This window comes from Streptomyces sp. NPDC102259, from assembly GCF_044766465.1.
GTDB lineage: Bacteria > Actinomycetota > Actinomycetes > Streptomycetales > Streptomycetaceae > Streptomyces.
In genome coordinates this window covers 63,150-85,059 of record NZ_JBIWMA010000024.1, presented here as the reverse complement: position 1 = coordinate 85,059, position 21,910 = coordinate 63,150, and the positions used below count along the sequence as shown (strand labels likewise).

18 protein-coding genes are annotated in these 21,910 nt (G+C 72.9%); 8 read left to right on the top strand and 10 right to left on the bottom strand.

Annotation, left to right across the window (positions count from 1 at the left end; genetic code table 11):
• Positions 1-2 precede the first annotated feature (2 nt).
• A complete protein-coding gene (locus ACIRPU_RS36340; protein WP_403875066.1) occupies positions 3-740 on the bottom strand; it encodes a response regulator transcription factor in 738 nt (245 codons plus the stop codon).
• A 114-nt stretch (positions 741-854) separates the two neighbouring features.
• Between ACIRPU_RS36340 and ACIRPU_RS36335 the strand changes: the two genes are divergently transcribed.
• Genes ACIRPU_RS36335 through ACIRPU_RS36325 form a run of 3 tightly spaced genes read left to right on the top strand, consistent with a single transcriptional unit; the run spans position 855 to position 3,063 of the window.
• Positions 855-1,553, top strand: a complete 699-nt coding sequence (locus tag ACIRPU_RS36335; RefSeq protein WP_403875064.1) for a glycosyltransferase family 2 protein — start codon at positions 855-857, stop codon at positions 1,551-1,553.
• Entirely contained in the window at positions 1,550-2,167 is a 618-nt protein-coding gene (locus tag ACIRPU_RS36330; protein ID WP_403875062.1) for a DUF2064 domain-containing protein, read from the top strand. Before ACIRPU_RS36335 ends, ACIRPU_RS36330 begins: the two co-directional genes overlap by 4 nt.
• Entirely contained in the window at positions 2,164-3,063 is a 900-nt protein-coding gene (locus ACIRPU_RS36325; RefSeq protein ID WP_403875060.1) for a class I SAM-dependent methyltransferase, read from the top strand. The genes ACIRPU_RS36330 and ACIRPU_RS36325 overlap by 4 nt, the downstream gene beginning before the upstream one ends.
• Positions 3,064-3,382: 319 nt before the next feature.
• Here the strand turns inward: ACIRPU_RS36325 and ACIRPU_RS36320 are convergent, their stop codons facing one another.
• Positions 3,383-4,651, bottom strand: coding sequence for a molybdopterin-dependent oxidoreductase (locus tag ACIRPU_RS36320; RefSeq protein WP_403875058.1), 1,269 nt, complete (start codon positions 4,649-4,651; stop codon positions 3,383-3,385).
• A gap of 113 nt (positions 4,652-4,764) precedes the next feature.
• Between ACIRPU_RS36320 and ACIRPU_RS36315 the strand changes: the two genes are divergently transcribed.
• The 4 genes from ACIRPU_RS36315 (at position 4,765) to ACIRPU_RS36300 (ending at position 10,010) form a co-directional block, all read left to right on the top strand.
• Complete coding sequence (locus ACIRPU_RS36315; RefSeq protein ID WP_403875056.1) at positions 4,765-6,210, top strand: hypothetical protein; 1,446 nt, start codon at positions 4,765-4,767, stop codon at positions 6,208-6,210.
• Positions 6,211-6,355: 145 nt separating this feature from the next.
• Positions 6,356-6,928, top strand: a complete 573-nt coding sequence (locus ACIRPU_RS36310) for a hypothetical protein (RefSeq protein WP_403875054.1) — start codon at positions 6,356-6,358, stop codon at positions 6,926-6,928.
• Positions 6,929-7,101: 173 nt separating this feature from the next.
• Positions 7,102-9,042, top strand: coding sequence for a glycoside hydrolase family 5 protein (locus tag ACIRPU_RS36305; RefSeq protein ID WP_403875053.1), 1,941 nt, complete (start codon positions 7,102-7,104; stop codon positions 9,040-9,042).
• 188 nt (positions 9,043-9,230) lie between these two features.
• Positions 9,231-10,010 (top strand): polysaccharide deacetylase family protein, encoded by a 780-nt coding sequence (locus tag ACIRPU_RS36300; protein WP_403875051.1) that lies wholly within the window; start codon positions 9,231-9,233, stop codon positions 10,008-10,010.
• Between the two features lie 8 nt (positions 10,011-10,018).
• Here ACIRPU_RS36300 and ACIRPU_RS36295 read toward each other — a convergent pair whose 3' ends face one another.
• The 7 genes from ACIRPU_RS36295 to ACIRPU_RS36265 all read right to left on the bottom strand — a co-directional run bounded on the left by ACIRPU_RS36295 (position 10,019) and on the right by ACIRPU_RS36265 (position 19,638).
• Complete coding sequence (locus ACIRPU_RS36295) at positions 10,019-11,056, bottom strand: YihY/virulence factor BrkB family protein (RefSeq protein WP_403875049.1); 1,038 nt, start codon at positions 11,054-11,056, stop codon at positions 10,019-10,021.
• Between the two features lie 130 nt (positions 11,057-11,186).
• Positions 11,187-14,237, bottom strand: a complete 3,051-nt coding sequence (locus ACIRPU_RS36290; RefSeq protein ID WP_403875047.1) for a glycosyl hydrolase — start codon at positions 14,235-14,237, stop codon at positions 11,187-11,189.
• A gap of 254 nt (positions 14,238-14,491) precedes the next feature.
• A complete protein-coding gene (locus tag ACIRPU_RS36285; protein ID WP_403875045.1) occupies positions 14,492-14,938 on the bottom strand; it encodes a hypothetical protein in 447 nt (148 codons plus the stop codon).
• Positions 14,939-14,949: 11 nt separating this feature from the next.
• Positions 14,950-15,840: a DUF1932 domain-containing protein gene (locus tag ACIRPU_RS36280; RefSeq protein ID WP_403875043.1), complete on the bottom strand. Its 891-nt coding sequence runs from the start codon at positions 15,838-15,840 to the stop codon at positions 14,950-14,952.
• A 241-nt stretch (positions 15,841-16,081) separates the two neighbouring features.
• Complete coding sequence (locus ACIRPU_RS36275) at positions 16,082-17,563, bottom strand: MFS transporter (protein WP_403875131.1); 1,482 nt, start codon at positions 17,561-17,563, stop codon at positions 16,082-16,084.
• A 405-nt stretch (positions 17,564-17,968) separates the two neighbouring features.
• Positions 17,969-18,940: a helix-turn-helix domain-containing protein gene (locus ACIRPU_RS36270; RefSeq protein WP_403875041.1), complete on the bottom strand. Its 972-nt coding sequence runs from the start codon at positions 18,938-18,940 to the stop codon at positions 17,969-17,971.
• 50 nt (positions 18,941-18,990) lie between these two features.
• Complete coding sequence (locus tag ACIRPU_RS36265) at positions 18,991-19,638, bottom strand: hypothetical protein (protein ID WP_403875039.1); 648 nt, start codon at positions 19,636-19,638, stop codon at positions 18,991-18,993.
• A 342-nt stretch (positions 19,639-19,980) separates the two neighbouring features.
• Here ACIRPU_RS36265 and ACIRPU_RS36260 point away from each other — a divergent pair, with 342 nt between their 5' ends.
• On the top strand, positions 19,981-21,306 hold the full coding sequence (locus tag ACIRPU_RS36260) for an alpha/beta fold hydrolase (protein ID WP_403875037.1): 1,326 nt from the start codon (positions 19,981-19,983) through the stop codon (positions 21,304-21,306).
• Between the two features lie 116 nt (positions 21,307-21,422).
• On the opposite strand, the gene ACIRPU_RS36255 is transcribed toward ACIRPU_RS36260, so the two are convergent.
• Positions 21,423-21,866 (bottom strand): ATP-binding protein, encoded by a 444-nt coding sequence (locus tag ACIRPU_RS36255; protein WP_403875035.1) that lies wholly within the window; start codon positions 21,864-21,866, stop codon positions 21,423-21,425.
• Between the last annotated feature and the right edge of the window lie 44 nt (positions 21,867-21,910).

Here is a 21,910-nt window from a genome sequence, read left to right as displayed (position 1 = left end):
GGTCACCCCCCCTCTCGGTCGGGTCGGTCGGGTCCGGGTTCGAAGCGGTAGCCCACACCCCACACCGTCCGGATCAGCTGCGGCCGGGCGGGGTCGTCCTCGACCTTGCCGCGCAGCCGGCGCACATGGACGGTCACGGTGGACAGGTCGCCGAACTCCCAGCCCCACACCTCGTGCATCAGGTCCTCCCGGCCGAACGCCCGCCCGGGATGCCGCAGGAGGAACGCGAGCAGGTCGAACTCGCGCAGGGTGAGGGCGAGTTCGACGCCGTCCTTGCTGGCGCGGCGGGCGCCGGGATCGAGGGTCAGGCCGGCCGCGGTCAGCACCCGCGCACCGGTGGCGGGCCGGCTGCGGCGCAGCACCGACTCGACCCGCAGCACGAGTTCGCGGGGGCTGAAGGGCTTGGTGACGTAGTCGTCGGCGCCGACCTCCAGGCCGAGGATGCGGTCGTCCTCGTCGCCGCGCGCGGTCAGCATGATGACCGGCACGGGACCGTGCCCGCGCATCCGGCGGCACACCTCGAGACCGTCCATGCCGGGCAGCATCAGGTCCAGCACCACCAGGTCGGGCCAGTGCGCGGCGGCCCGGGTCAGCGCGGTCGGGCCGTCGTCGGCCCGGTCGACGACATAGCCGGCCCGGTCCAGATATCCGGCGACGACCTCCGAGACGGTGGGGTCGTCGTCCACGACCAGGACCCGGGCCGATCCCGGCGGAGGGGGTGGGGGTTCGTGCTGCTGCATGCGCCCAGCCTCGCACCGCGCCCCGGTCCGTGCCGCGTGTCGGGCGCCCCGGCGCCCGGACGTCCGCGTTTCGTAAGGTGCCGAAGACCGGTTTGCCCCATTCGCGTTCGTAGGGTGAGGACCGTGACCACGGACGTAGAAGTAGATGTCGTGCTCCCCTGTCTCAACGAGGCCGAGGCACTCCCCTGGGTGCTCGCCCGCGTTCCGAGCGGCTGGCGGGCCATCGTCGTCGACAACGGCTCCACCGACGGCTCGGCGGAGATCGCCCGCGCGCTCGGCGCGAGAGTCGTCCACGAGCCCCGCCGGGGCTTCGGCGCCGCCTGCCACGCCGGACTGACCGCGGCCACCGCCGACGTCGTCTGCTTCTGCGACTGCGACGCCTCCCTCGACCCGGCGCTGCTCGTGCCGTTCGTCCACGAGGTCCGCGCCGGCACGGCGGACCTGGTGCTCGGCCGCCGACGGCCGCTGGGCCGGGGCGCGTGGCCCGCGCACGCCCGGGCCGGCAACCTCGCGCTCGCCCGGCTGCTGCGCCGCCGCACCGGGCTGCGCCTGCACGACCTCGGCCCACTGCGGGCCGCCCGCCGTGAGGCGCTGCTCGACCTCGGTCTCACCGACCGGCGCAGCGGCTACCCGCTGGAGATGGTGGTGCGCGCGGCGGACGCGGACTGGCGGATCACCGAGCACGACGTTCCCTACCTGCCCCGCACGGGCGTCTCGAAGGTGACGGGCACCTGGCGTGGCACCTGGCAGGCGGTCCGGGACATGAGCCGCGTCCTGGGCGGCGTCCCGGCGCGCGAAGGGGTCGCACGGTGACCACGCTGCTCGTCATCGCCAAGGAGCCGCTGCCGGGTCGGGTGAAGACCCGGCTCACCCCGCCGTTCAGCCCGCAGGAGGCGGCCGCGCTCGCGGAGGCGGCCCTGTCCGACACCCTGCGGGCGGTGGCGGACACGCCCGCGACCCGCCGCGTCCTGGTGCTGGACGGCGCCCCCGGGCCCTGGCTGCCGCCCGGGTTCGACGTCGTGCCGCAGTGCGCGGGCGGACTCGACGAACGGCTCGCCGACGCCTTCGCCCGGTGCGACGGGCCGGTCCTCCTCATCGGGATGGACACTCCGCAGGTGACGCCGGAGCTGCTGACCGCCGATTTCGACGGCTGCGACGCGTACTTCGGCCCTGCGCTGGACGGCGGCTTCTGGGCCCTGGGGCTCGCGAAGCCCGATCCCGGTCTGCTGCGGGGCGTGCCCATGTCGACGCCCCGGACAGGAGCCGTGCAGCGGGCGCGGCTCGTCGACGCGGGGCTGCGGGTGCGCGACCTGCCGTGTCTGCGGGACGTGGACACCGCCCCGGACGCGGCGGCCGTCGCCGCGCTGGCCCCGCACGGCCGGTTCGCCGCCCGCCTCGCCGAGTGCACGGCGGCGGTGAGCCGATGAGCACCGCGTACGACCTCGACGGGGCCGGCCCCGTCGGCCCCGTCGACGGCGGCCTGGCGGATGCCGTGGGAGTCGCGGAAGTCGCTGGAGTGGCTGGAGTGGCTGAGGTGGCTGGAGTGGGGGATGTCGCCGGGGTGGCGCGTGTCGCCGGGGTGGCCACCGACTGGGCCGCCGCCGACCCATACAGCGCCGCCCTGCGCACCGGCCGGGGCCCGCTGTTCCTGCGTCGCGCCGACGGCTGGCTGCTGCCGCTGGAGGTGGAGCGGTGGTGCTCCCGCGCCGACCCGGCCGATCTGGCGATCCTGGACCGGTGCGAGGGAGCCGTGCTGGACGTGGGCTGCGGCCCCGGCCGGCTGGTGGCCGAACTCGCCGCGCGCGGCCGGACCGTGCTGGGCATCGACGTCAGCGAGGCGGCCGTCGCCCACACCCTGGAGCTGGGCGGACAGGCGCTGCGGCGGTCGGTCTTCGACCTGTTGCCGGGCGAGGGGCGCTGGGGGACCGTGCTGCTCATCGACGGCAATGTCGGCATCGGCGGCGACCCGCTCGCCCTGCTGCGCCGGGCGGCCGCTCTGCTCGTCCCGGGCGGCCTGCTGATCGCCGAGACCGCTCCGGTGGACGTGGACGAGCGGGCCGAGGTCGAGGTCGTCGACCGACCCGGGGCGCGCGGCACCGGCCGCGCGTTCCCCTGGGCGCGGCTCGGTACGCCGGGTCTGCTGCGCCACGCGGGCCGCGAGGACTGGCGGACGGCCGGTCAGTGGACGGCCGGCGGCCGCTGCTTCGTCGCCCTGCGCAGTCGCAGCGCGAGCAGCAGCGCCGAGCCGCCGAAGAGCACCGCGGTGATCAGCAGCCAGTGGGCGAGGAACCCGTCCGCCGAGCGGCCGGTGGCCGACCGGTAACGGAGGTCGACCATCCCACTGATCAGCGGGAACCACACGAGCAGCAGCAGCCCGGAGAGCGCGGCCGGTACCCGGACGTACATCGTCCACCGCCGATGGCCGGTCGCGCCGAGCCCCTGGACGACAGCCCGGTCGGCCACGGCGTACAGGGGCAGCAGCACGAGGTCGTGCAGCAGCGCCGCCCCCACCCACCACAGCGCCACGCCGAACCAGTCGTCGGCGAGGAGTCGTACGCCCGCGTAGGCGGCGAGCGCGAACGAGCAGGCGAGCAGAAGGATCTGGAAGGGACTGCCGATCACCGGCCGTCGTCGCACGGGCGTCATCGTGTCTCTCCGAACGTCATCCGGGTTACCCACTTGGTGTTGAGCACGCCGGGCGCGGCGGGCACGATGACGCGCGCCGGGTAGCCGTGGTCGGGGGTCAGGGGCTCGCCGTTGACGTACAGGGCGAGCAGGGAGCGTGGGTCGGCGACCTGGTTGGCGCGCAGGGCCGCGTGGCGGAAGGCGCCGTGCCGCTGGAGGGACTCGACGAACACGTCCGGCGGGTCGCCGTCGTAGCCGACGAGCGCGGCCAGGTCCCGTAGCCGGACGCCCCGCCACCACTGGTCCGAGGTCGACCAGCCCTCGACGCATGCGATGGGCAACGCCGAGCTGTGCAGCGGGAGTTCACGGAGCTGGGCGCGGCTGAGCCGGAGGGTGCCGGTGCGTCCCGTGACGACGAGGCGCCAGGCGTCCTCGTCCGTCTCCGCCGTGTCGATCCCGGCGTACGCGGCCGTCTTGTTGATCTGGAAGCCGTTCGGGCCGCTCCCCGGATCGGCTCCGCCGTGCGGCGCGAGCAGGGCGGTGCGTCGCAGTAGCCCGTCGAAGCTCTGTCCGGCCGTCGTGACGAACAGCAGCAGCGAGCCGCCGCCGACGAACCACAGCGCTCCGCGCCGGGAGACGGTCGGGGCGTCCGGCCGCGGCGAGACCAGCTCCTGCCCGGCCGCCGGCCCCCGCGACGCGACCGGCTCCCCCTCCTCCCGCAGGCGGCGCAGGTTACGCACGGCCGACGGGGTCTTCAGGACGGCGTGGGCGACGAACGCGGCGAAGAAGACCCACGCGCCGTAGAAGTGCAGGGGGTAGAAGGAGCCGGGGAAGACGTAGTCGAGCTGGACGTTGAGGACACCGGTGGTGAACTCGAACAGCGCGCCCCCGACCAGCAACAGCAGGGAGATCCGCTCGAGCGCGTGGGCGATCGAGCGGGCCGGCGGCAACGTGAACAGCTTCGGCACCACCGACCACAGTTTGGCCAGCAGGACGGGGATCAGGGTGATGCCGAGGGTGACATGGATTCCCTGGTTGACCCGGTACAGCCAGTGGGGGTCGGTCGGCCAGGCGAAGAGGTAGAAGCCGAGGATCCCCTTGTCCGGGGTCTTGTCGTTCACCGGCGACAGGTCCGGGTTGTAGGCGGCGTACGAGACCAGGCCCGTCAAGAACAGCGCGGTGATGCCGAGGAGCAGCACCAGGCCGAGCACCGAGGTGAACCAGGGGCCGCGCAGCGGGCTGCGCCAGAAGCCGGGAGAGGTGGGGAGCCGTGAGTCGTCTCGCATGCCCCGACCGTAGGCCGCGGCACCCCCGGGAAAGGGTGCGCGACCCATGACGAAACGCTGACGTCCGGCCCGGACGGCCGTCCGCGGACCCCCGCTCGGCCTAGCGTGCCCTTGTGACCCGCACCCTGCGCTCCGCCGAGCCGCGAGCCCCGCGCTCCGGTGGCCCCACCCGCGACCTCAGCCGCCATCTCCGCCGTGACCTGTACGCGGCGGGCGCCGCCGTCCTGCTCGTGACGGCGGCCGTGCTGATCGGCCGCCACATCCAGCACACCCATCACACTCTTCGGGTCGACTGGCCGCCGCTGCTGGGCAGTTGGGGCCCTCATATGGGGCCGGGCACGCCGGCGGCCGTCGTGCTGGCGGCCGCGACCGTGGGATACGGTCCCGCCCTGGCCGCCCGCCTGCCCTGGCGGGCCCTGCTCGGGGCGGCCTGGGGCACGGCCACGGCCTGGATCCTCTCCCTCGCCCTGATCGACGACTGGCAGCGGGGCGTCGCCGGCCGGCTCACCAGCCGCCATGAGTACCTCCAGGTCGTCGACCGCTTCCACGACATCCCGGCGACCCTGCGCGACTTCACCGGGCACATCCTGCTGGAGTCCCCCGACAACTGGCCCGCGCACGTGGCCGGTCATCCCCCGGCGGCCACGCTGACCTTCGTCCTGCTCGACCGGATCGGGCTGCGGGGCGGGGGCTGGGCCGGGATGTGGTGCGTCGTCGTCGGCGCGACGGCCTGTGTGGCCGTGCTGGTCGCGGTGCGGGCGCTGGCCGGCGAGGGGCTCGCGCGGCGGGCGGCGCCCTTCCTGGCGCTGGCTCCGGCCGCGGTGTGGATGGGGACGTCGGCCGACGCGTACTTCGCGGCGGTCGCCGCGTGGTCCGTTGCGCTGCTGGCCCTGGCGGTCACGGGACGGCGGGTCCGGAGCGGGGCGCTGGGCTCGGGGCTGCTCTTCGGCCTGACCTGCTACCTCTCCTACGGCCTCACGCTCTTCGTGCTCATCGGCGCGGCGGTGCTGCTGCTCGGCCGGGGGCGCGTGCGGGAGCGTCCCGAGCTGCTCGTGCTTCTGCTCGCCGGGGCGGCCGTCGTGCCGACGGCGTTCACTCTCGCCGGTTTCGACTGGTGGGAGGCGTACCGGCTGCTGGTCACGCGCTACCGCCAGGGCGCGGGCGGTGTTCGTCCGTACGGCTACTGGGTGTGGGCCAACCTCGCCTGCACGGTCCTGATCACAGGCTTGGCGACGGCGGCCGGCCTACGGCGGACCGGCGCGACGCTCCTCAGCCACAGCCACAGCCTCCGCCACCGTGGCCGGCGCCTCGCGCGACCGGACGACCCGCACCGCTCCGGCGCGGACGCCCGCCTCGCCCTCCTGGTGGCCGCCGCCCTGCTCGCCCTGCTCGTCGCCGATCTGTCCGGCATGAGCAAGGCCGAGACGGAACGCATCTGGCTCCCCTTCGCCATGTGGCTCCTCCCGGCCTGCGCGTTCCTCCCCCGCCCGCGTGCCTGGCTGGCCGCCCAGGCCGCCCTGGCCCTGCTGCTCAACCACCTGTTGCTGACCGGCTGGTGATCCGGGGCGCGACCGCGCCCGCCCGGGGAGACGGGCCGGGCGCACCGACGCCATATCGAGACGGAGAACAGTGCAACCTTCGGGGCAATCAGGTTGTCTCTGTTTATATCCGACACACCACCACACACGTCCTTCGGGGGAGATCATGGTGCGAAACAGAACCCTCTGGGTCACCGCCGCCCTGCTGGCCACCACACTGGGTGTGGCCGCGGTCCCGGCCACCGCCGCCCCGGCCACGGCCGCCCGGGCCGCCACGGTCTGCCCCACCGGCTGGGGCAGCCTGGGCAAGACGAACTCGGCCGGCACGGCGACACCGCTGACCAACGTCAGGACCGGCCGCCACGACTGTTACGACCGGTTCGTCGTCGACGTCCCGGGCGCGGGCGCCGCCGAACTCGGTTTCTCCGTCGCGTACGTCGACCGGCTCTACCAGGACGGCTCGGGCCGCCCCATCGCCGTCGGCGGCGGCGCCGTCCTGGAGGTGCGGGTCAACGCGCCCTCCTACAACCCTGAGACCGGCACGCCCACCTACCCGGGACGGGTGGCACAGCCGCTGCCGGGCGTGAACCTCACCGGGTACAGCACCTTCCGTGACACCCGGTACGCCGGGAGCTTCGAAGGTGTGACGCAGTTCGGGCTCGGCGTGCGAGCGCACCTGCCGTTCCGGGTGCTGCGCCTGGCCGACCACCTCGTGGTGGACGTCGCGCACACCTGGTGACGCCGGCCGCCCGGACGATCCCCGGCGTTCGGCCTCCCGAGGCCGAACGCCGGGCGCGGCGCGGGCACGCCGGCGTGAGCGTGGGTCCATGCAGCCCTCGGGACATCCCGGCCGGGATTTCGTAGGCTGTCGGTCGCCGCTCGCCACCCCCACCGCGCCCCGCAGAGGACCGGATGCAGACCTTCAGAATTGTCAAGTACCTGACATCAGTGGCTGTGACGCTCATGCTGCTGACACCGGCGCCGATCGCGTCCGCCGCCCAGGACACCGCCCAGACCGCCGCCCAGGGCACCCTCGGCTCCGCTTCCGCCGCCGGGGCCGCGATCCCGGCGGCGGAGGACTGGCAGCCGCCCCTGTCCACCCGGGGCCGCTACATCGTCGACGCGCAAGGACGCCGCTTCCGCCTGAAGTCCGCCAACTGGGACGGCGCCCAGGGCTCGTGGTCGGGAAGCGGCAGCACGGCCGATCCCGCCAACCACCACGCCGGCCAGAACTCCTCCGGCATCCCCCTGGGCCTGGACCGCGCCCCGCTGTCCCAGCTGCTCGCCGACTTCCACCGGCTCGGCATCAACAGCATCCGGCTGCCGTTCTCCAACGAGATGATCCGCACGACGGCCCCGGTGCCGGACACCGCGGTCGCGGCCAACCCGCAACTGCGCGGCGGCACACCCCTTCAGATCTTCGACGCCGTCGTGGCCGCCCTGACCCAGGACGGGTTCGCCGTCATCCTCAACAACCACACCAACACCACCCGCTGGTGCTGCGGCGTGGACGGCAACGAACGCTGGAACAGCGGTCGCTCCACCCGACAGTGGACGGACGACTGGGTCCTCATGGCCCGCCGCTACTCCGCCAACTCCCGTGTCGTGGGCGCGGACCTCTACAACGAGGTGCGCCGTGACGTACTGGACGACCCCAACTGGGGCCTCGGCGACGACCACGACTGGTACGCGGCGGCCCAGCTCGCCGCCGACCGCATCCTCACCGAGGCCGACCCCGACCTCCTCATCGTCGTCGAGGGCATCAACTGGACCGGTCTGCCCGTGGACGGGCTGCCGCACGAGCGCCCCACCCTCACGCCCGTCCGCACGCTCTCGCACACCCTCCTGGACGCGCACAAGCTGGTCTACTCCGCCCACTTCTACGGCTACACCGGGCCCCGGCACAGCGGCGCCACCGGGATCGGCGAGACCCACGACCCGCGCTACCAGGACCTGACCCGCGACCAGCTGTCCCAGGTCCTCACCGACCAGGCCTTCTTCGTCACCACGGAGGGACAGCACTACACCGCCCCCGTGTGGATCAGCGAGTTCGGCATCGGCGCCCAGGAGACCGGCGCCGCCGCCCGCACCTGGTTCGGCAACCTCACCGACTACTTCGCCGACCACGACGCCGACTTCGCCTACTGGCCCCTGGTCGGCTGGGAGGGCCACGACGACTGGGCGCTGCTGCGCTACGACACCGCCGGGCGACGGTACGGCCTCCTCGACCAGGCCGACTGGCGCGGCGCCGCCTGGGACCACCTCATGACGTCCGCGACCCGCACCGGGACCGTCCCGCCGACGCCCGTCCGGCGCATGCTGGCCACCGACCACGGCGACGCGGTGCAGTCCCGGCGGGTACGGGCCGGCGGGGACTGGGACGCGGGGGCGTCCAAGGCCGCCTGCCCCGACGGCCTCCGGCTGATCGGCCTCAGCCACACCGGCGGCCGGGGTCTGTGCACCGACACGACCGGCGGCGACCTGCGGGCCCCGGGCGACACGCAGTCGGTCGTCACCGACGAGCGCCACGTCCCCGCCGGGGGCGACTGGGCCGGCGGCTACACCAAACTCCAGTGCCCCGCCGGTCAGTTCCTGATCGGCTACAGCCGCCGCGGGGAACGCGTGTCGGCCGCGCTGTGCGTGCCCGCCCGCACCACGCTGGGCCTGGCCGGACGGACCGTCTGGTTCGACCGGTCCGACAACCGGCCCGTCGACACCGGCGGCGACTTCGCCCAGGGCCAGTACAAGGGCCAGTGCGCGGCCGACGAGTTCGCCGCGGGCATCGCCTTCACCACCCGGTTCGGCAGCACGCCGGGCCCCGCCGCCCTGCTGTGCGTCCCCCTGGGCCCGTGAGCAACGAGCCCGCAACGGGCCTCGCACGCACTTCCGTTGGGGGCTCGCGGGCTCTTGCGTCCCGGAACCTCCGCTAAATTGTCCGTGATCGGTAACAGGCGGATCCGGCCGCGCCCTTTTCCCGTCCTGACAGCTGCAGGGGGTCGCCGGGGCAGGGGATCCACCGACACGACACGAACAGGGCAGACATGGCGCGGCATGGCGGGCGGGGATGGTACGGCCGGGTTCTCGCGGCGGCGGTCGGTGTGACGGCGATGGCCGCCGTCACCTCGGTGTGGACCGCGCAGGCCGGACCGGTGGACGGAGGGCAGGCGGGAGCGGGCGCCTCGGCGCGCCCCTCCGCCGCGGGTTCCGCGCCCGGCCGGGTGTCGGTGGACATCGCCCACGCCTCGGACCACGGCGCCCGCGGCGTCAACATCACCATCGACGACGGTCCGGACCCCGACTGGACGCCGCAGGTCCTGCAGGTGCTGCGGGAGAACGGTGTCAAGGCGACCTTCTGCATGGTGGGCACGCAGGCCCAGGCCCACCCGGACCTGGTCAAGGCCGTGGTGGCGGACGGGCACCGGCTGTGCGACCACACCGTTTCGCACGACACCACGATGGACACCAAGCCCGACGCCTACCAGTCGCAGCAGATCCTGGACGCCGAACGCATGATCACCGAAGCCTCCGGGGGCGTCCGCCCGCTGTACTACCGGGCGCCGGGCGGCGCCTTCACCCCCTACAGCCGCGATCTCGCCGCCTCTCGCGGGATGCGGCCGCTGGGCTGGAACGTCGACACCAAGGACTTCGAGCGGCCCGGCGCCGCCGCCATCGTCGCCACCGTCGAGAAAGAGGTGTCGAACGGCCCGACGATCCTCTTCCACGACGCGGGCGGGGACCGCTCACAGACCGTGGCGGCCCTGCGCGAGGTCCTGCCGTGGCTACGGGAGCAGGGGTACTCCTTCGGCTTCCCGGTGCGCTGAGCGCGTGGTCACTCCACGCCGCGCCGGTCGTCCTCGCTCCAGGCCCGGGTGTCCCGGGGCTGGACGTAGGGCTCCTCGTCCGCGGGCAGCCCGCCGGCGACGGCCCGCTGCCGGGCCAGCTCGGCGTCGAACTCCAGGCCCAGCAGGATCGCGATGTTGCTGATCCACAGCCACACCAGGAAGACGATCACTCCGGCGAGCGTGCCGTACGTCTTGTTGTACGAGCCGAAATTGGCCACGTAGAAGGCGAAGCCGGCGGAGGCGATCAGCCAGATCACCAGCGCCAGCACGCTCCCGGGCGTGATCCACCGCAAGCCGCGCCCCCGGACGTTCGGCGTCGCCCAGTACAGCAGCGCGATCATGATCGTGACCAGGACCACCAGCACCGGCCACTTCGCGATGGACCACACGGTCAGCGCCGTGTCCCCGATACCCAGCGCGGCGCCGGCCTGGCGGGCCAGACCGCCGGTGAACACCACGATCAGCGCGCTGGCGACCGCGAGCACCAGAAGCACCACCGTCACCCCCACGCGTAGCGGCAGCACCTTCCACACCGGCCGCCCCTCGGGCATGTCATACACCGCGTTGGCGCTGCGGATGAAGGCGGCGGTGTAGCCGGACGCCGACCACACCGCCAGCACGAGACCGGCGATGGCCATGACCGAGCCGACGCCGCCCCGGCCCTGCAACTGCTGCACGGCGTCGCTGATGATGTCGCGGGCCGAACCCGGCGCCACCTTGCGGAGGTTGTCCAGCACCTCGTCGGTCGCCGACTTCCCCGCCAGCCCCAGGAGCGACACCAGCACCAGCAGCGCCGGGAACATCGACAGCACCCCGTAGTACGTCAGTGCCGCGGCCCGGTCCGTGAGTTCGTCGTCCTTGAACTCCCGCAGCACCCCTTTGAGCACGGCCGGCCAGGAGCGCTTCGGCAACTGTCCCGGACCGTCCGGCGCCCGCCGTTCCACCTGCTCGTCCGGGCCCGCCGTGGGCTCCCGACCCGTCGACGCCGTGGAGTCGTCGTGGTCGGATTTCGATGTGCGTGCCATGACAACGGAGTAACCGCAACCGGACGATCCATGCGTCGACGTGCGGGGGCCGGGCCGGTGGTCGTTCCGGCGGCCGGGACGCGTCCGAAAAGGCGACGCCCGGCGGGTGTCGCGCCCCGGCCCCGGTTCCTCAGCCGACCGTGGCCTGCCCGTACGGCACGAGTCGTACCGGTCCCACGAGACCGAAGGCCTGTCGGGCGACGGCGCCGAAGACCGCGGGCTGGACGACCCGGAGCCGGTTGACGAGGGGGACCGCCACCTCCACCTCGATGACGTTGCGGCCGCGCCGGAGCAGGGGGCCGACGTCGACGACCGGGTGGAGACGGTCGACGACCGGGGCGGCGGTGCCGTTGACGGTGACGCGGGCGGTGTCGGAGACCTGGCCGAGTTCCAGGTGGGCGCCGTGCGCGGAGGTCCATCCGGACGGCAGGTCGATCGTCGTCCGGTAGCGTCCGATGCCCGCGGAGTCGGCCAGTTCCGGGATCCCCGACCAGGGCAGCAGCGTGTCGAGGGTCAGCGTGCGGTGTACGTGTTCGGTCCGGGTCGGGGTGGATCCGGGGTACCTGTCGTCGACGTCCAGCTGCCAGCGGCTCGGGGTGATGGGGGCGGGCACGGACGGGATCGTCGTGGTGACCGTGCGGCCCGAGGACAGCCGGGTCGTGCGGGTGCCGGCCTCCGTCGAACGGACCGTCAGCGAGCGTCCGTCGAACAGGGCTTCGGACGCGTCCGTGTCGAGGACGTGCGGCCGTGCCCCGTTCCGGTCGCCGAAGAGTCCCGGACGTCCCAGGGCGACGATCGTCACCTGGCCGGGCTGGAGGGCGACCCGCACGGTGACGACGCCGTCGGCCTCGGTGTACCGGGCGATCCGCGTGACCTCCCCCGTCCAGGGGTCCAGCAGGTAGGGGATCGTCGTCCCGCCCGGTGTGCGGCGGGTGTGGCGCAGCGTCACCTCGTGGTCGATCGCGGCCACGGCCGGTTTGACCGTCTCCGCGTGCTTGCCGTTGCAGAGGTAGTAGAAGTCGGCGTCGCGGGTGACGCGGTGTGCGTTCAGGAGCGTGGAGGGGGTGGCGTGGCGTACGTCCGGGGTGACTCCGAGCCCGGCGAGGGCGTCGCCCACGGCGGCCTTGTCGGTGATCCGGGTGACGTGGGGCAGAGCGAGCAGCCGGGCCAGCAGCGCCCGCAGCCGCTCGGCCTCGCCGTCGTCGGGGACCCCCGGGGTGAGCGGCTGGTCGAAGGCGCCCAGCAGGACGATCGGCAGCCCGGCCTCGGCGAGTGTCAGCAGGCGACGGGCGTCGGCCGTGGCGAGGGTGGGGGTGGAGGAGTAGAAGAAGTCGCCCTCGACGAACAGGGCTTTGTAGGCGGGTCCGTTCGGGGCGAGCCGGCCGCCTGAGACGGTGGCGTTCGGCAGGTCGAGCAGCGGACCGCTGAGGAACTGGTGGGTCCAGCCGAGCGGGACGCCGGTCGCGGTGAACCAGGACGCGCCGATGCCGGTGGCGGCGTAGCCGGTCTGCCGGAATACGGCGACGTCGGCGCGGGCGGTGCCGGACTGGAGTACGCCGTGCACCCGGCCGAGGTAGGCGGCGATGTCCCCGACGTGCTGCCAGGTGGGCTGCCGGGGTCCCCACGACTCGCCGTACCCGGAGGCGCCGTTGTAGGGGCTGAAGGCGGCGAAACCGGGCCAGCTCACGCCGGGCGCGGTGGCGTAGGAGAACCCGTGGACGACGGTCTGGTTGACACCGGCCGCGTAGGCGCCGCCCATGGTGCGCAGGAAGCGATCCCAGGTGGTGCTGTACGCGGAGCCGTTGTAGGCGCCCGCCTCGCAGGACAGCACCGTGTGGCCCGCCATGTCCCTGCCGCCCGCGAGACAGCGGAAGTCGTCGAGGTTCTTGAAGCCGAGGGATTCGCCCTCGGGGATGTCGAGGATCGAAGCGGACCCGATCGCGTCGGTCTGGAGTCCGTAGGGCTGGGCGCGCAGGGTCATGCCGAGGGAGTGCGCCCAGTCCCGCAGCGCGCGCACGTGGTGCCGGTTGAAGAGTTCCGAGAAGGTCTCCCAGAAGTCGTGTCTGATCTGCCGGGTCAGCTGCGCCTCGAAGGCGAACACCTGGTTGCTGTCGCTCAGTACGAGGGCGGGCAGGTAGGGCAGCAGAGGCCGGCCGGTGTGCTCGGCGAAGGCGTCCGGCAGCGACGGAGTCCAGGTCAGGCCGTCCGTCTCCAGTTCCACGGAGTCCTCGAAGAAGGCGCCGCCCGCCGCCTTCAGCAGGCTCCGCACGGTGGGGGTCAGCACGTGCTGCTCCCAGAAGCGGGTGACGGCCGTGGTGCCCGCCGTGTCGAGGTGGTCGACGACGTAGGCGGCGGGCGCGGAGTGCGGGCCGGACTCGGGCTGCTGGCCGCTGCCGCGCGTCCAGTAGGAGATCAGCACCCACTCCCCGGTGTCGGGAGCCGTCCAGGTCAGGGTGGTGTCCTCGCCGACGGTGGCGGTGAGGTCGAGGACGCTGGCGGGGTCGAGTCCGGTCTCCTTGCGCGTGGAGTACGCGGGTTCGACGCGGGCGGCCTGTACGGCGAGGAGCCGCTGCCGGGTCACACCGGCGGCGGGCGCGTGCACAGGGGGCGGCACCGGTCCCCGGAAGGTGGCTCCGCCGCTCAACGAGGCCCGGCCGTGGACGAGTTCCTTGGCGGCCGCATCGTCGTCCGGGGTGACGCCGGGGACCGCGACGGGCCAGCTCGGGCCGAGCGTGAGGTCGATGGTGAGGCCCCGTCTCGCGGCCCGGCGCAGCGCGGCCTCGACGCCGTCGCGCCACGGCCGGCTGCCCCACCCGTGCCGCGCGGTGTCCAGGACCGACTTGTCCTTGATGCTGTGATGGACGGCGGCGATCTCCGCGCCGCCGAATCCCGCGTCCGCGATCTGGTCGACCTCGCGGGCGATCTCGTCGGTGTTCACCAGACCGTCCGGCCACCACCAGCGGAACTTGGGCCGCACCGAACGGGCGGGAGCGGCGAACCAGTCGGCGGCCGGTCTGGACGCCCCGGCGACGGACGGCGTCGCCGCGGCGGCCGTCCCGGATCCCAGGGCGGCCACGATCCCGGCAGCGATGCCCGCCGTCGCCCCTGCGGCGAGCACCGCTCGCCGTGACACTCCGTCGCCCTGCTCACCCTGCTCGACCTGCTCGACCGGTTCCCGCATGAGCGCTCCCAGATGATCGTTCTCGGTGTTGAATCGTTTCAATCCGACTCGAACGCGGGAACGCTAAGCCTCGGTCCTGAGCAAGGTCAAGATGTCTGACGCTTCACGTCACTGGCGGGCTCCCGGAAGCGAAGATCAAGGCGGGCTCGATCCGGCCCCCGACGGATTCCCGGAAGCGAAGATCGAGGCGGACACGACCCGGCCCCCGGCGGTTTCCCGCCGGGGGCCGATCTCCTGACCGCGACCGAGAAGGGTCAGATCCGACCGCCGGTGAGCCGGGTGAGAGGGCCCTGCGGGTGGCGGCCGGAGCGCCGGCCCACGGCGTACGAGGCCGCGGTCAGCGCGGAGAGACCGGCGCCGACACCGGCGGCGATCAGCTTCCGGTGTGCGATGACCGTCCACGCCGTCTTCGCGGTCGCGGCGACCTGACCCGAAGTCGCGACGATCGCCTGACGGCCCGCCTCGACACCGCGCGAGGCACTGTGCGCCGCGCTCTGCACGGCACCCGTCGTCACCTCGGCCGAGCGCTGGACTCCGGTCCTGGTGGCCGACGCGGCGTCGTCCGTCTTCGTCGCGGCACTCTTCGCGGCCCGGGCCGCCGGAGCGGTCGCCTTGTCCGCGGTGCGCCGGGCCTTGGACGCGGTCACCCGCTCGGCTGCGGACTGTTCATTCGTCTTCCTGTTCGGTTCACTCATGGACATCGCGTTGCCGCTCACCGCGACGGCAAACCCGTCCGGTCGCACGACATGGACGACGGAGTTCCCTGAACGAGATCGGCGATCAACTGCTCACCGGTCACGGACGGGTCGTCCTTGTGCGCTTCCCACCGGGCGAACGTCTCCGCGGCCGCCTCCGCGAAGACGGACGACACGCCCGCTCCCCGGCAGGCCCGGGCGATCTCGCGCATCTCCGGCTCCCAGCGCCAGGCCCGCGGCCCGGCGGCGGCCAGGTGTGCCGTCGCGGCCAGCGGGGTGTCCGGCAGCATCTGTTTCGCCAGGTCGAGCAGGTCGTCCAGCACCCCGTGACCGTCGGCCAGCGCGCAGGCCTGGGCGGCGAGGGCGTACGAGATCTTGTTGTACGCGGCGAAGGCCGACTTGAGCGCCGACGCCCGCCCGATCGGCCCCGCCAGGGTGACCGGGGTGAGCGCGGTGCCGTCGAACAGGGCGCAGACCCGTGCCACGGCCGTGTCGTCGCCCGAGAGATAGAGCCGGGTCCGCCCCGCCTCACGCGGGGGTGGTCCGGTGATCCCGCCGTCCACCACGGTCACGGCGCCGTCCTCGAACACACCGGTGATCTCGGCCATCCGCTCGGGACTCACCGCGTTGGCGTCCACGTAGACGCCCCGGAAACCGGCCGCCGCCACCTGCCCGGCGACGTCGAGCGCGGCAGCGGGGGGACAGACGCTCAGCACGACCTCACAGGTCGCGGCCAGTTCCCGGATGCTCGCGGCGGACCGCAGCCCGTACTCGGCCGCCCGGTCCCGACTCGCCGCCGACCGCCCCTGCGGCAGCCACCACACCGCGGCTCCCGCCGCCACCGCCTGCGCCGCCACGCGCGCGCCCATCGCTCCCGGATGCAGAATTCCCACGTCTCGATGCCCCATGTGCGGACCCTAACCGGCGGGTTGTGCCTCGAACCACGAAGCACGCACCCCGGAGCACGGATCACTGACCCAGGGGCCACCGGATCACCGGGCCACCGGATCACCAGTCACGGGCCCACCGGCCACGGACACGGACACGGGCCACGGAACAGCGGCCATAGAACAGCGGCCGGTGGCAGCCGACAAAGGTGACGGCGCGCATGGTCCTGCGCACGCACCGCGGCTGACGACCGGTCGGGCCTCAGCCGCCGCCCGGGGCCGTGCCGCCCTTGAGGCGTTCCAGGTCCGAGGGGCGGACCTGGATCACCACGATCGCGATCAGGGCGGCCAGGACCGTGAAGATCGCCGCCATGACGAAGGCGGCCGAGACGCCGGCCGTGAGGACCTCGTCGGACCAGGGGGCGGGGAGTTGCCCGGTGCGCCGGAAGTTCAGCCGCTCGGCCGGGGTCGCCTGGGCCAGGAAGTCGGGGACCTGGTTCTCCGCCTCGTTGCGGCTGGCCGTGCCGTACATCGTGACCAGGATGGACAGGCCGAGCGAACCGCCCACCTGCTGGGTGGCGTTGAGGAGGCCGGAGGCCGCACCGGTCTCCAGCGGGGACACGTTGGAGAGCGCCATCAGCGTGAGCGACACGAACTCCATGCCCATGCCCAGACTGAAGACGAGCATCGGGCCGAGGACGCTGCCCGCGTACGTGGAGTCGACGTCGGTCAGGGTCAGCCAGGACAGGCCGCCGGCCGCGAGGATCGCGCCCACCACCATGAAGGGCTTGGGGCCGTACGTGGGCAGGAACCGTGAGGCGAGGCCGGCGCCGACCGCGATGACCGCGCTGACCGGCAGGAAGGCGAACCCGGCGGCGAGCGGGCTGAAGCCGAGCACGTTCTGCACGAAGAGCGTGAGGAAGAAGAACATGCCGAAGATCGCGGCGGCGAGGCAGAGCATGATGCCGTAGGTGCCCGCCCGGTTGCGGTCGGCGAACATGTGCAGGGGTGTGATCGGCTGCCGGGAGCGCCGCTCGACCAGGATGAACACCGCGAGGACGACGACGGCCGCGACGAACGAGGCCACCGTGAGCGGGTCGCGCCACCCTTCCTGCGCGGCTCTGATGAACCCGTACACCAGCAGCACCATGCCCACGGTGGAGGTCAGCGCGCCGGCGATGTCGAAGTGACCGGGATGGCGGTCGGATTCCCTGATGTAGCGCGGGGTGGCCAAGGCGATGAGCAGTCCGATGGGCACGTTGACGAACAGCACCCACCGCCAGTTCAGGTACTCGACGAGGATTCCGCCCGCGAGCAGGCCGATCGCGCCACCGCCCGCCGAGACCGCGGCGAAGACCCCGAACGCCCGGTTGCGCTCGAGTCCTTCCGGGAACGTGGTGCTGACCAGGGAGAGGGCGGTCGGGGACGCGATGGCGCCGCCGACGCCCTGAAGGGCGCGCGCGGCCAGGAGTTGGGCCTCGTTCTGGGCGAGTCCGCCGAGCAGGGAGGCCAGGACGAAGAGCAGCACGCCGAAGATGAACACCCGCCGTCTGCCGAGGATGTCGCCGACCCGGCCCCCGAGCAGCAGCAGGCCGCCGAAGGTGAGGGTGTAGGCGTTGACCACCCACGCCAGGCTGGTGGTGGAGAAGCCCAGGGAGCGCTGGATGTCCGGCAGCGCGATGTTCACGATGGTGATGTCCAGGACCACCATCAACTGGCACGACGCGATGACCAGCAGCGCCATCGCGTTGCCCCCACCACCCTGTCGGGCGGTGGTCCGGGGCGCTGAGGTCGGCTGCGGGAGGCTGCTCATGACGTGTCGCCCGCTCGGGAGCGGGCCCTGGGAGAGGTCAGTGGACGGAGTCGTCCGCTGTCGGGTCCACCGTGAGAACGCTACGCCCGTGGCCGGACCGTCACCACTCGATCATCCGTGGGCGTCCGTGGGCCGTCCGCGGCCGGTGCGCGCGGGTGGGCGGGCGTGTGTCCGTGCCGTGCCAGGACTCCCCCGTCGTCCTGGCACGGCCCCGGGTCATCGCGGCGGTGCGCCGCGATGATCACCAGCATGCGGGAGGGGCGGGTGGCGTGTCGTTGGCGGACGGTCCACAACTGCTTGGCACAGCGTCCACCGGCGATGCCGAGGGGGGACGTCCTACGCCTCGGTCAGCGCCTGTTCGCGCAGTTCGCTGGGCGGGAGGCCGTAGGCGGTGCGGAACGCCCGGGTGAACTCGGCGGCCCGGGGGTAGCCCCAGCGGGCGGCGACGGCACGGATGGGCAGGTCGCGCAGTCGGGGGTCGGCGAGGTCGCGGCGGGCGTTCTCCAGTCGCTGGTGGCGGATGTAGGCGGCCACGGAGAGGCCTTCGGCCTGGAAGAGGCGGTACAGGTAGCTGCGGGAGACGTGGTGTGCGGCGGCGATCCCGGCCGGGGTCAGGTCCGCATCGTTCAGATGCCGGTGGATGAACGTCTTGACGTGCAGGGTGAGGGTGCGGTCGCGGGTCTCCGGCGGGAGCCGGAGGTCGGTGTCCACGGTGTGCGCGAAGAGGGCCGTGACCAGGTCCGCGACGACCGTGCCCAGCCGGGGCGCGTCCGAGGGCTGGTACGGGGAGGTGTCCGCGACCAGTTGGCGGAGGAACTGCGAGAGCAGCGCGCCGATCCCCTCGCGGCCGGACAGGAGGCTCCCCGGGACCTGGTCCGCTCGCTGCCCGGGTACGGCCACCAGAGCTCGCGGCACCTCGACGCCGAGGACGGTGACCGGCTCGGAGCCGGTCTGCACCTCCCAGGAGCGCGAGGAGGAGTTGATGTGGAAGTCGTTCATCCGGTAGGCGGCCTGCTGTCTGCCCCAGTCGGCCGCTCCCTCCCCCTTCAGCAGGAGGGACAGGTGGTACGACTCGGGATCGGACTGACGGATGAGTTTCGGCGTGCGACGGAAGACCAGTTGATCGAAGGTGGCCGGCCACACGACGACGTCGCCCAGCTCGATGACGCGTTGAGTGCCGCGGTAGTCCGCGTGGCGGTCGCTGCTGAGCCGCATGGGCGCGTGGGTTCGGCCCATGCGCTCCGTCCAGGCCTCGAACCGGTCGCTCACCGGCAGGTCCGTGGTGCGGAAGACCGACTCGTGCAACACGAAACGTAGTCAACCACACCGGTGACACAGGCCTGTTGGCAGCGGTCGGGTCAGCCCAGGTGGGCGGTGTCGACGGTGACGGAGCCGCTGTCGGAGGCAGTGACGGTGATGTAGCCGGGATCGCCGTTGCGGTCGAGGAAGCACATCGCGTACCCGACGGAGACGGACGTCTTGCGTACCGGGTCGTCGGTGACGGCCTTCCGGCAGCCCTCGGCCGTGGGCACCTCGGACGAACCCCAGGAGGCGAGTCTGCCGCTGGTGGACATCAGATAGCCGCCCTGGACGTAGAGGGCGTCCGTGCCGGCGTCGGCGACCACGGGCGGTGTGGGGGTGAAGTCATAACCCGTGGGGGCTTCCTGACCGTCCGACTGCTCCATGACGAAGCCGCGCACCAGCGCGGTCGAGGGCGAGGACGTCGAGTCGGGCAGGGCGGCCGTGACTGCCGCGCCTCCTCCCCCGACGACCGCCACGGCGGTGAGCCCGGCGATCAGCGGATGCGCGTACGCCACGCTGAGCAGGGGCCCGATCACCGGGAGGGAGAACTTCATCTGGGTGTTCTTCTGCGTGATCCTGGCGCTGCCGCTCGCGGTCGCCGTCTGTGTCGAGGAGTGGTGGGTGCCGGGCCGGGGCGGCGCGAAGGCGTCGTCGCGGGAGTCGTGGTCGCCGAGGTGCGCGCCGCGCATGCGGTCGGTGTTCATGGCTGGGGACGCTAGCGACAGACAACCCCGTGGTCTTGTTTTGTCCGAGATTGCCGCCAAGAGGCCACTTATAGGCGTTCATTGGGGTGCGTGCGACCGGCGAACGCACCGCATCGGACTTGCTACCGCGCAGTCATATTACTGAACCGTAACCTACCGACCGCTACCCGAGGTAACTCTGCCCTCGCTACGGTCCTGACAGTTCGTCTAAGAGCGGTACGGGGCAACGGTGGACGACCGGAGCCTCGTACCGCTCGGTCGTCACGGTCCGTACCCCACCGGGCCGTCCGTCACCCGAGCCGCAGACGAAGGCTCGGGCCTCCCCCTCACCGGAGGTCCGCCATGCCCGCCCCCACCCGCCTGCTGGCCGCAGCCGTCACCGCTGCCGCCTGCCTCGGCGTCACCGCCGTACCCGCCGACGCGACCTCGCAGTCGGACGCCGTCGTCTCGCGCGGCGTCACCATCCCCACGTTCTACAACCCGCCCGCCGCCCTTCCGGCGGCCGACGGCGCCCTGATCCGCTCCGAACCGCTCGCGCTGGCGTTGAGCCTGCCGGGCGTCGACGGACCGCTGCCGGGCACGGCGACCCGTCTGATGTACAAGTCCACCGACTCGGCCGGCCGGCCCATGGCGGTCACCGGCGCATACATCGAACCGACGGCCCGCTGGACGGGCAGCGGACCACGCCCGCTGGTCGTCGTCGCCCCCGGCACGATGGGCCAGGGCGACCAGTGCGCCGCCTCCCTCGGCCTCGAACACCCGCTCCTCGTCAACGGCCAGACGCTGTCGGTCGGTTACGAGGACCTGGCGATCTACCGTCTCCTCGCCCGGGGCATCGCCGTCGTGGTCACGGACTACACCGGGCTGGGCGCGACCGACCGGCTGCACACCTACGTCAACCGGGTCGACGAGGCCCACGCAGTCCTGGACGCCGTGCGCGCCGCCCGTTCCCTGGACGCCACGTCGCTGACGGCCGGCTCCCGGGTGGCGCTGTTCGGTTACAGCCAGGGCGGCGGGGCCACGGCCGCCGCCGCCGAACTCCAGCCCTCGTACGCCCCCGACGTCACCCTCGCCGGGACCTACAGCGGGGCGCCGCCCGCCGACCTGGTCGCCGTCACCAAGGCCATCGACGGCAGCGACCTGGCCGGCGCGCTGGGCTGGTCGGTGAACGGCTTCCTGGAGTCCGATCCCGCTCTCGTGCCGATCGCCGAAGCGCACCTGAACGCGGCCGGCCGCGCCGCGCTCAAGGACCTGTCGACGATGTGCGTGGGCGACGCCCTGCTCTCCTACAACTCGGCGAGCAGCACCGCCTGGACCACGGACGGGCGCTCGCTCAGCGACGTCGTCCAGTCCGAGCCGGCCCTCAAGGCGTTCCTGGCCGACCAGCGCATCGGCACCCGCGAGCCGGCGTCGCCGGTCCGGGTGGCGACCGGCACCGCCGACGACCTGGTACCGCACGCACAGGCGCGGGCCCTCGCCGTCGCGTGGTGCGCCAAGGGCGCCGACGTCACCTACAAGCCGGTGATCCTGCCCGGGCTCGGCCGGTCCCTGATCAACCACTTCACGCCGTTGCTCGTCGACCAGGGCGACGCGATCTCCTGGCTGACCGACCGGCTCAACAGCAGGCCGGTCACGTCCAACTGCGCCACCCTTCCTCTGCAACCCTGACACGAGTCAGCCGGCGGCGGCCGGTGCGTCGCGATCGCGACGTACCGGCCGCCGCCCGGTCACCTGTACGGGCCGGGCGCGTGGTCCCGGCCGAAGCCGATCGGAGCTAGTCGGCGTCAGTCGGACAGGCCCAGACGGGCGACGATCCGTTTGCCGACCGACTCCTGCGCGACGTCGACGTCCTCCGCCACCGCCCTCACGATCTCCAGGCCGTGCTGGCCCACCCGCGTCGGATCCGGTGGGAGGGGCACCGGCAGCACCGGATCGCTGTCCCAGACCGCGATCTCCACCGCGGCCCCGGCGATGCGCAGCTGCAGCAGGACCGGCCCGGGCGCGTATCTGAGCGCGTTCGTGACCAGCTCGCTGACCACGAGCTGCGACAGATCCACGGCGCGGGCCGACACGGCCAGGCCGTGCCGGCTCTGCACCCGCCGGAGGAAGTCGCCCGTGAGCCTGCGCGCCCGGGCGATGCAACCGTCCTTGCCGTCCAGCGCCACCGTCGTCTCCGTCGGGCTCCCGTCGGACGCGTCAGCACGCTGGTCGGGCGGGACAGGTTCCATCCGGACCGCCTTCACTACCCCGTTCATATCGCCGCGACTACCCG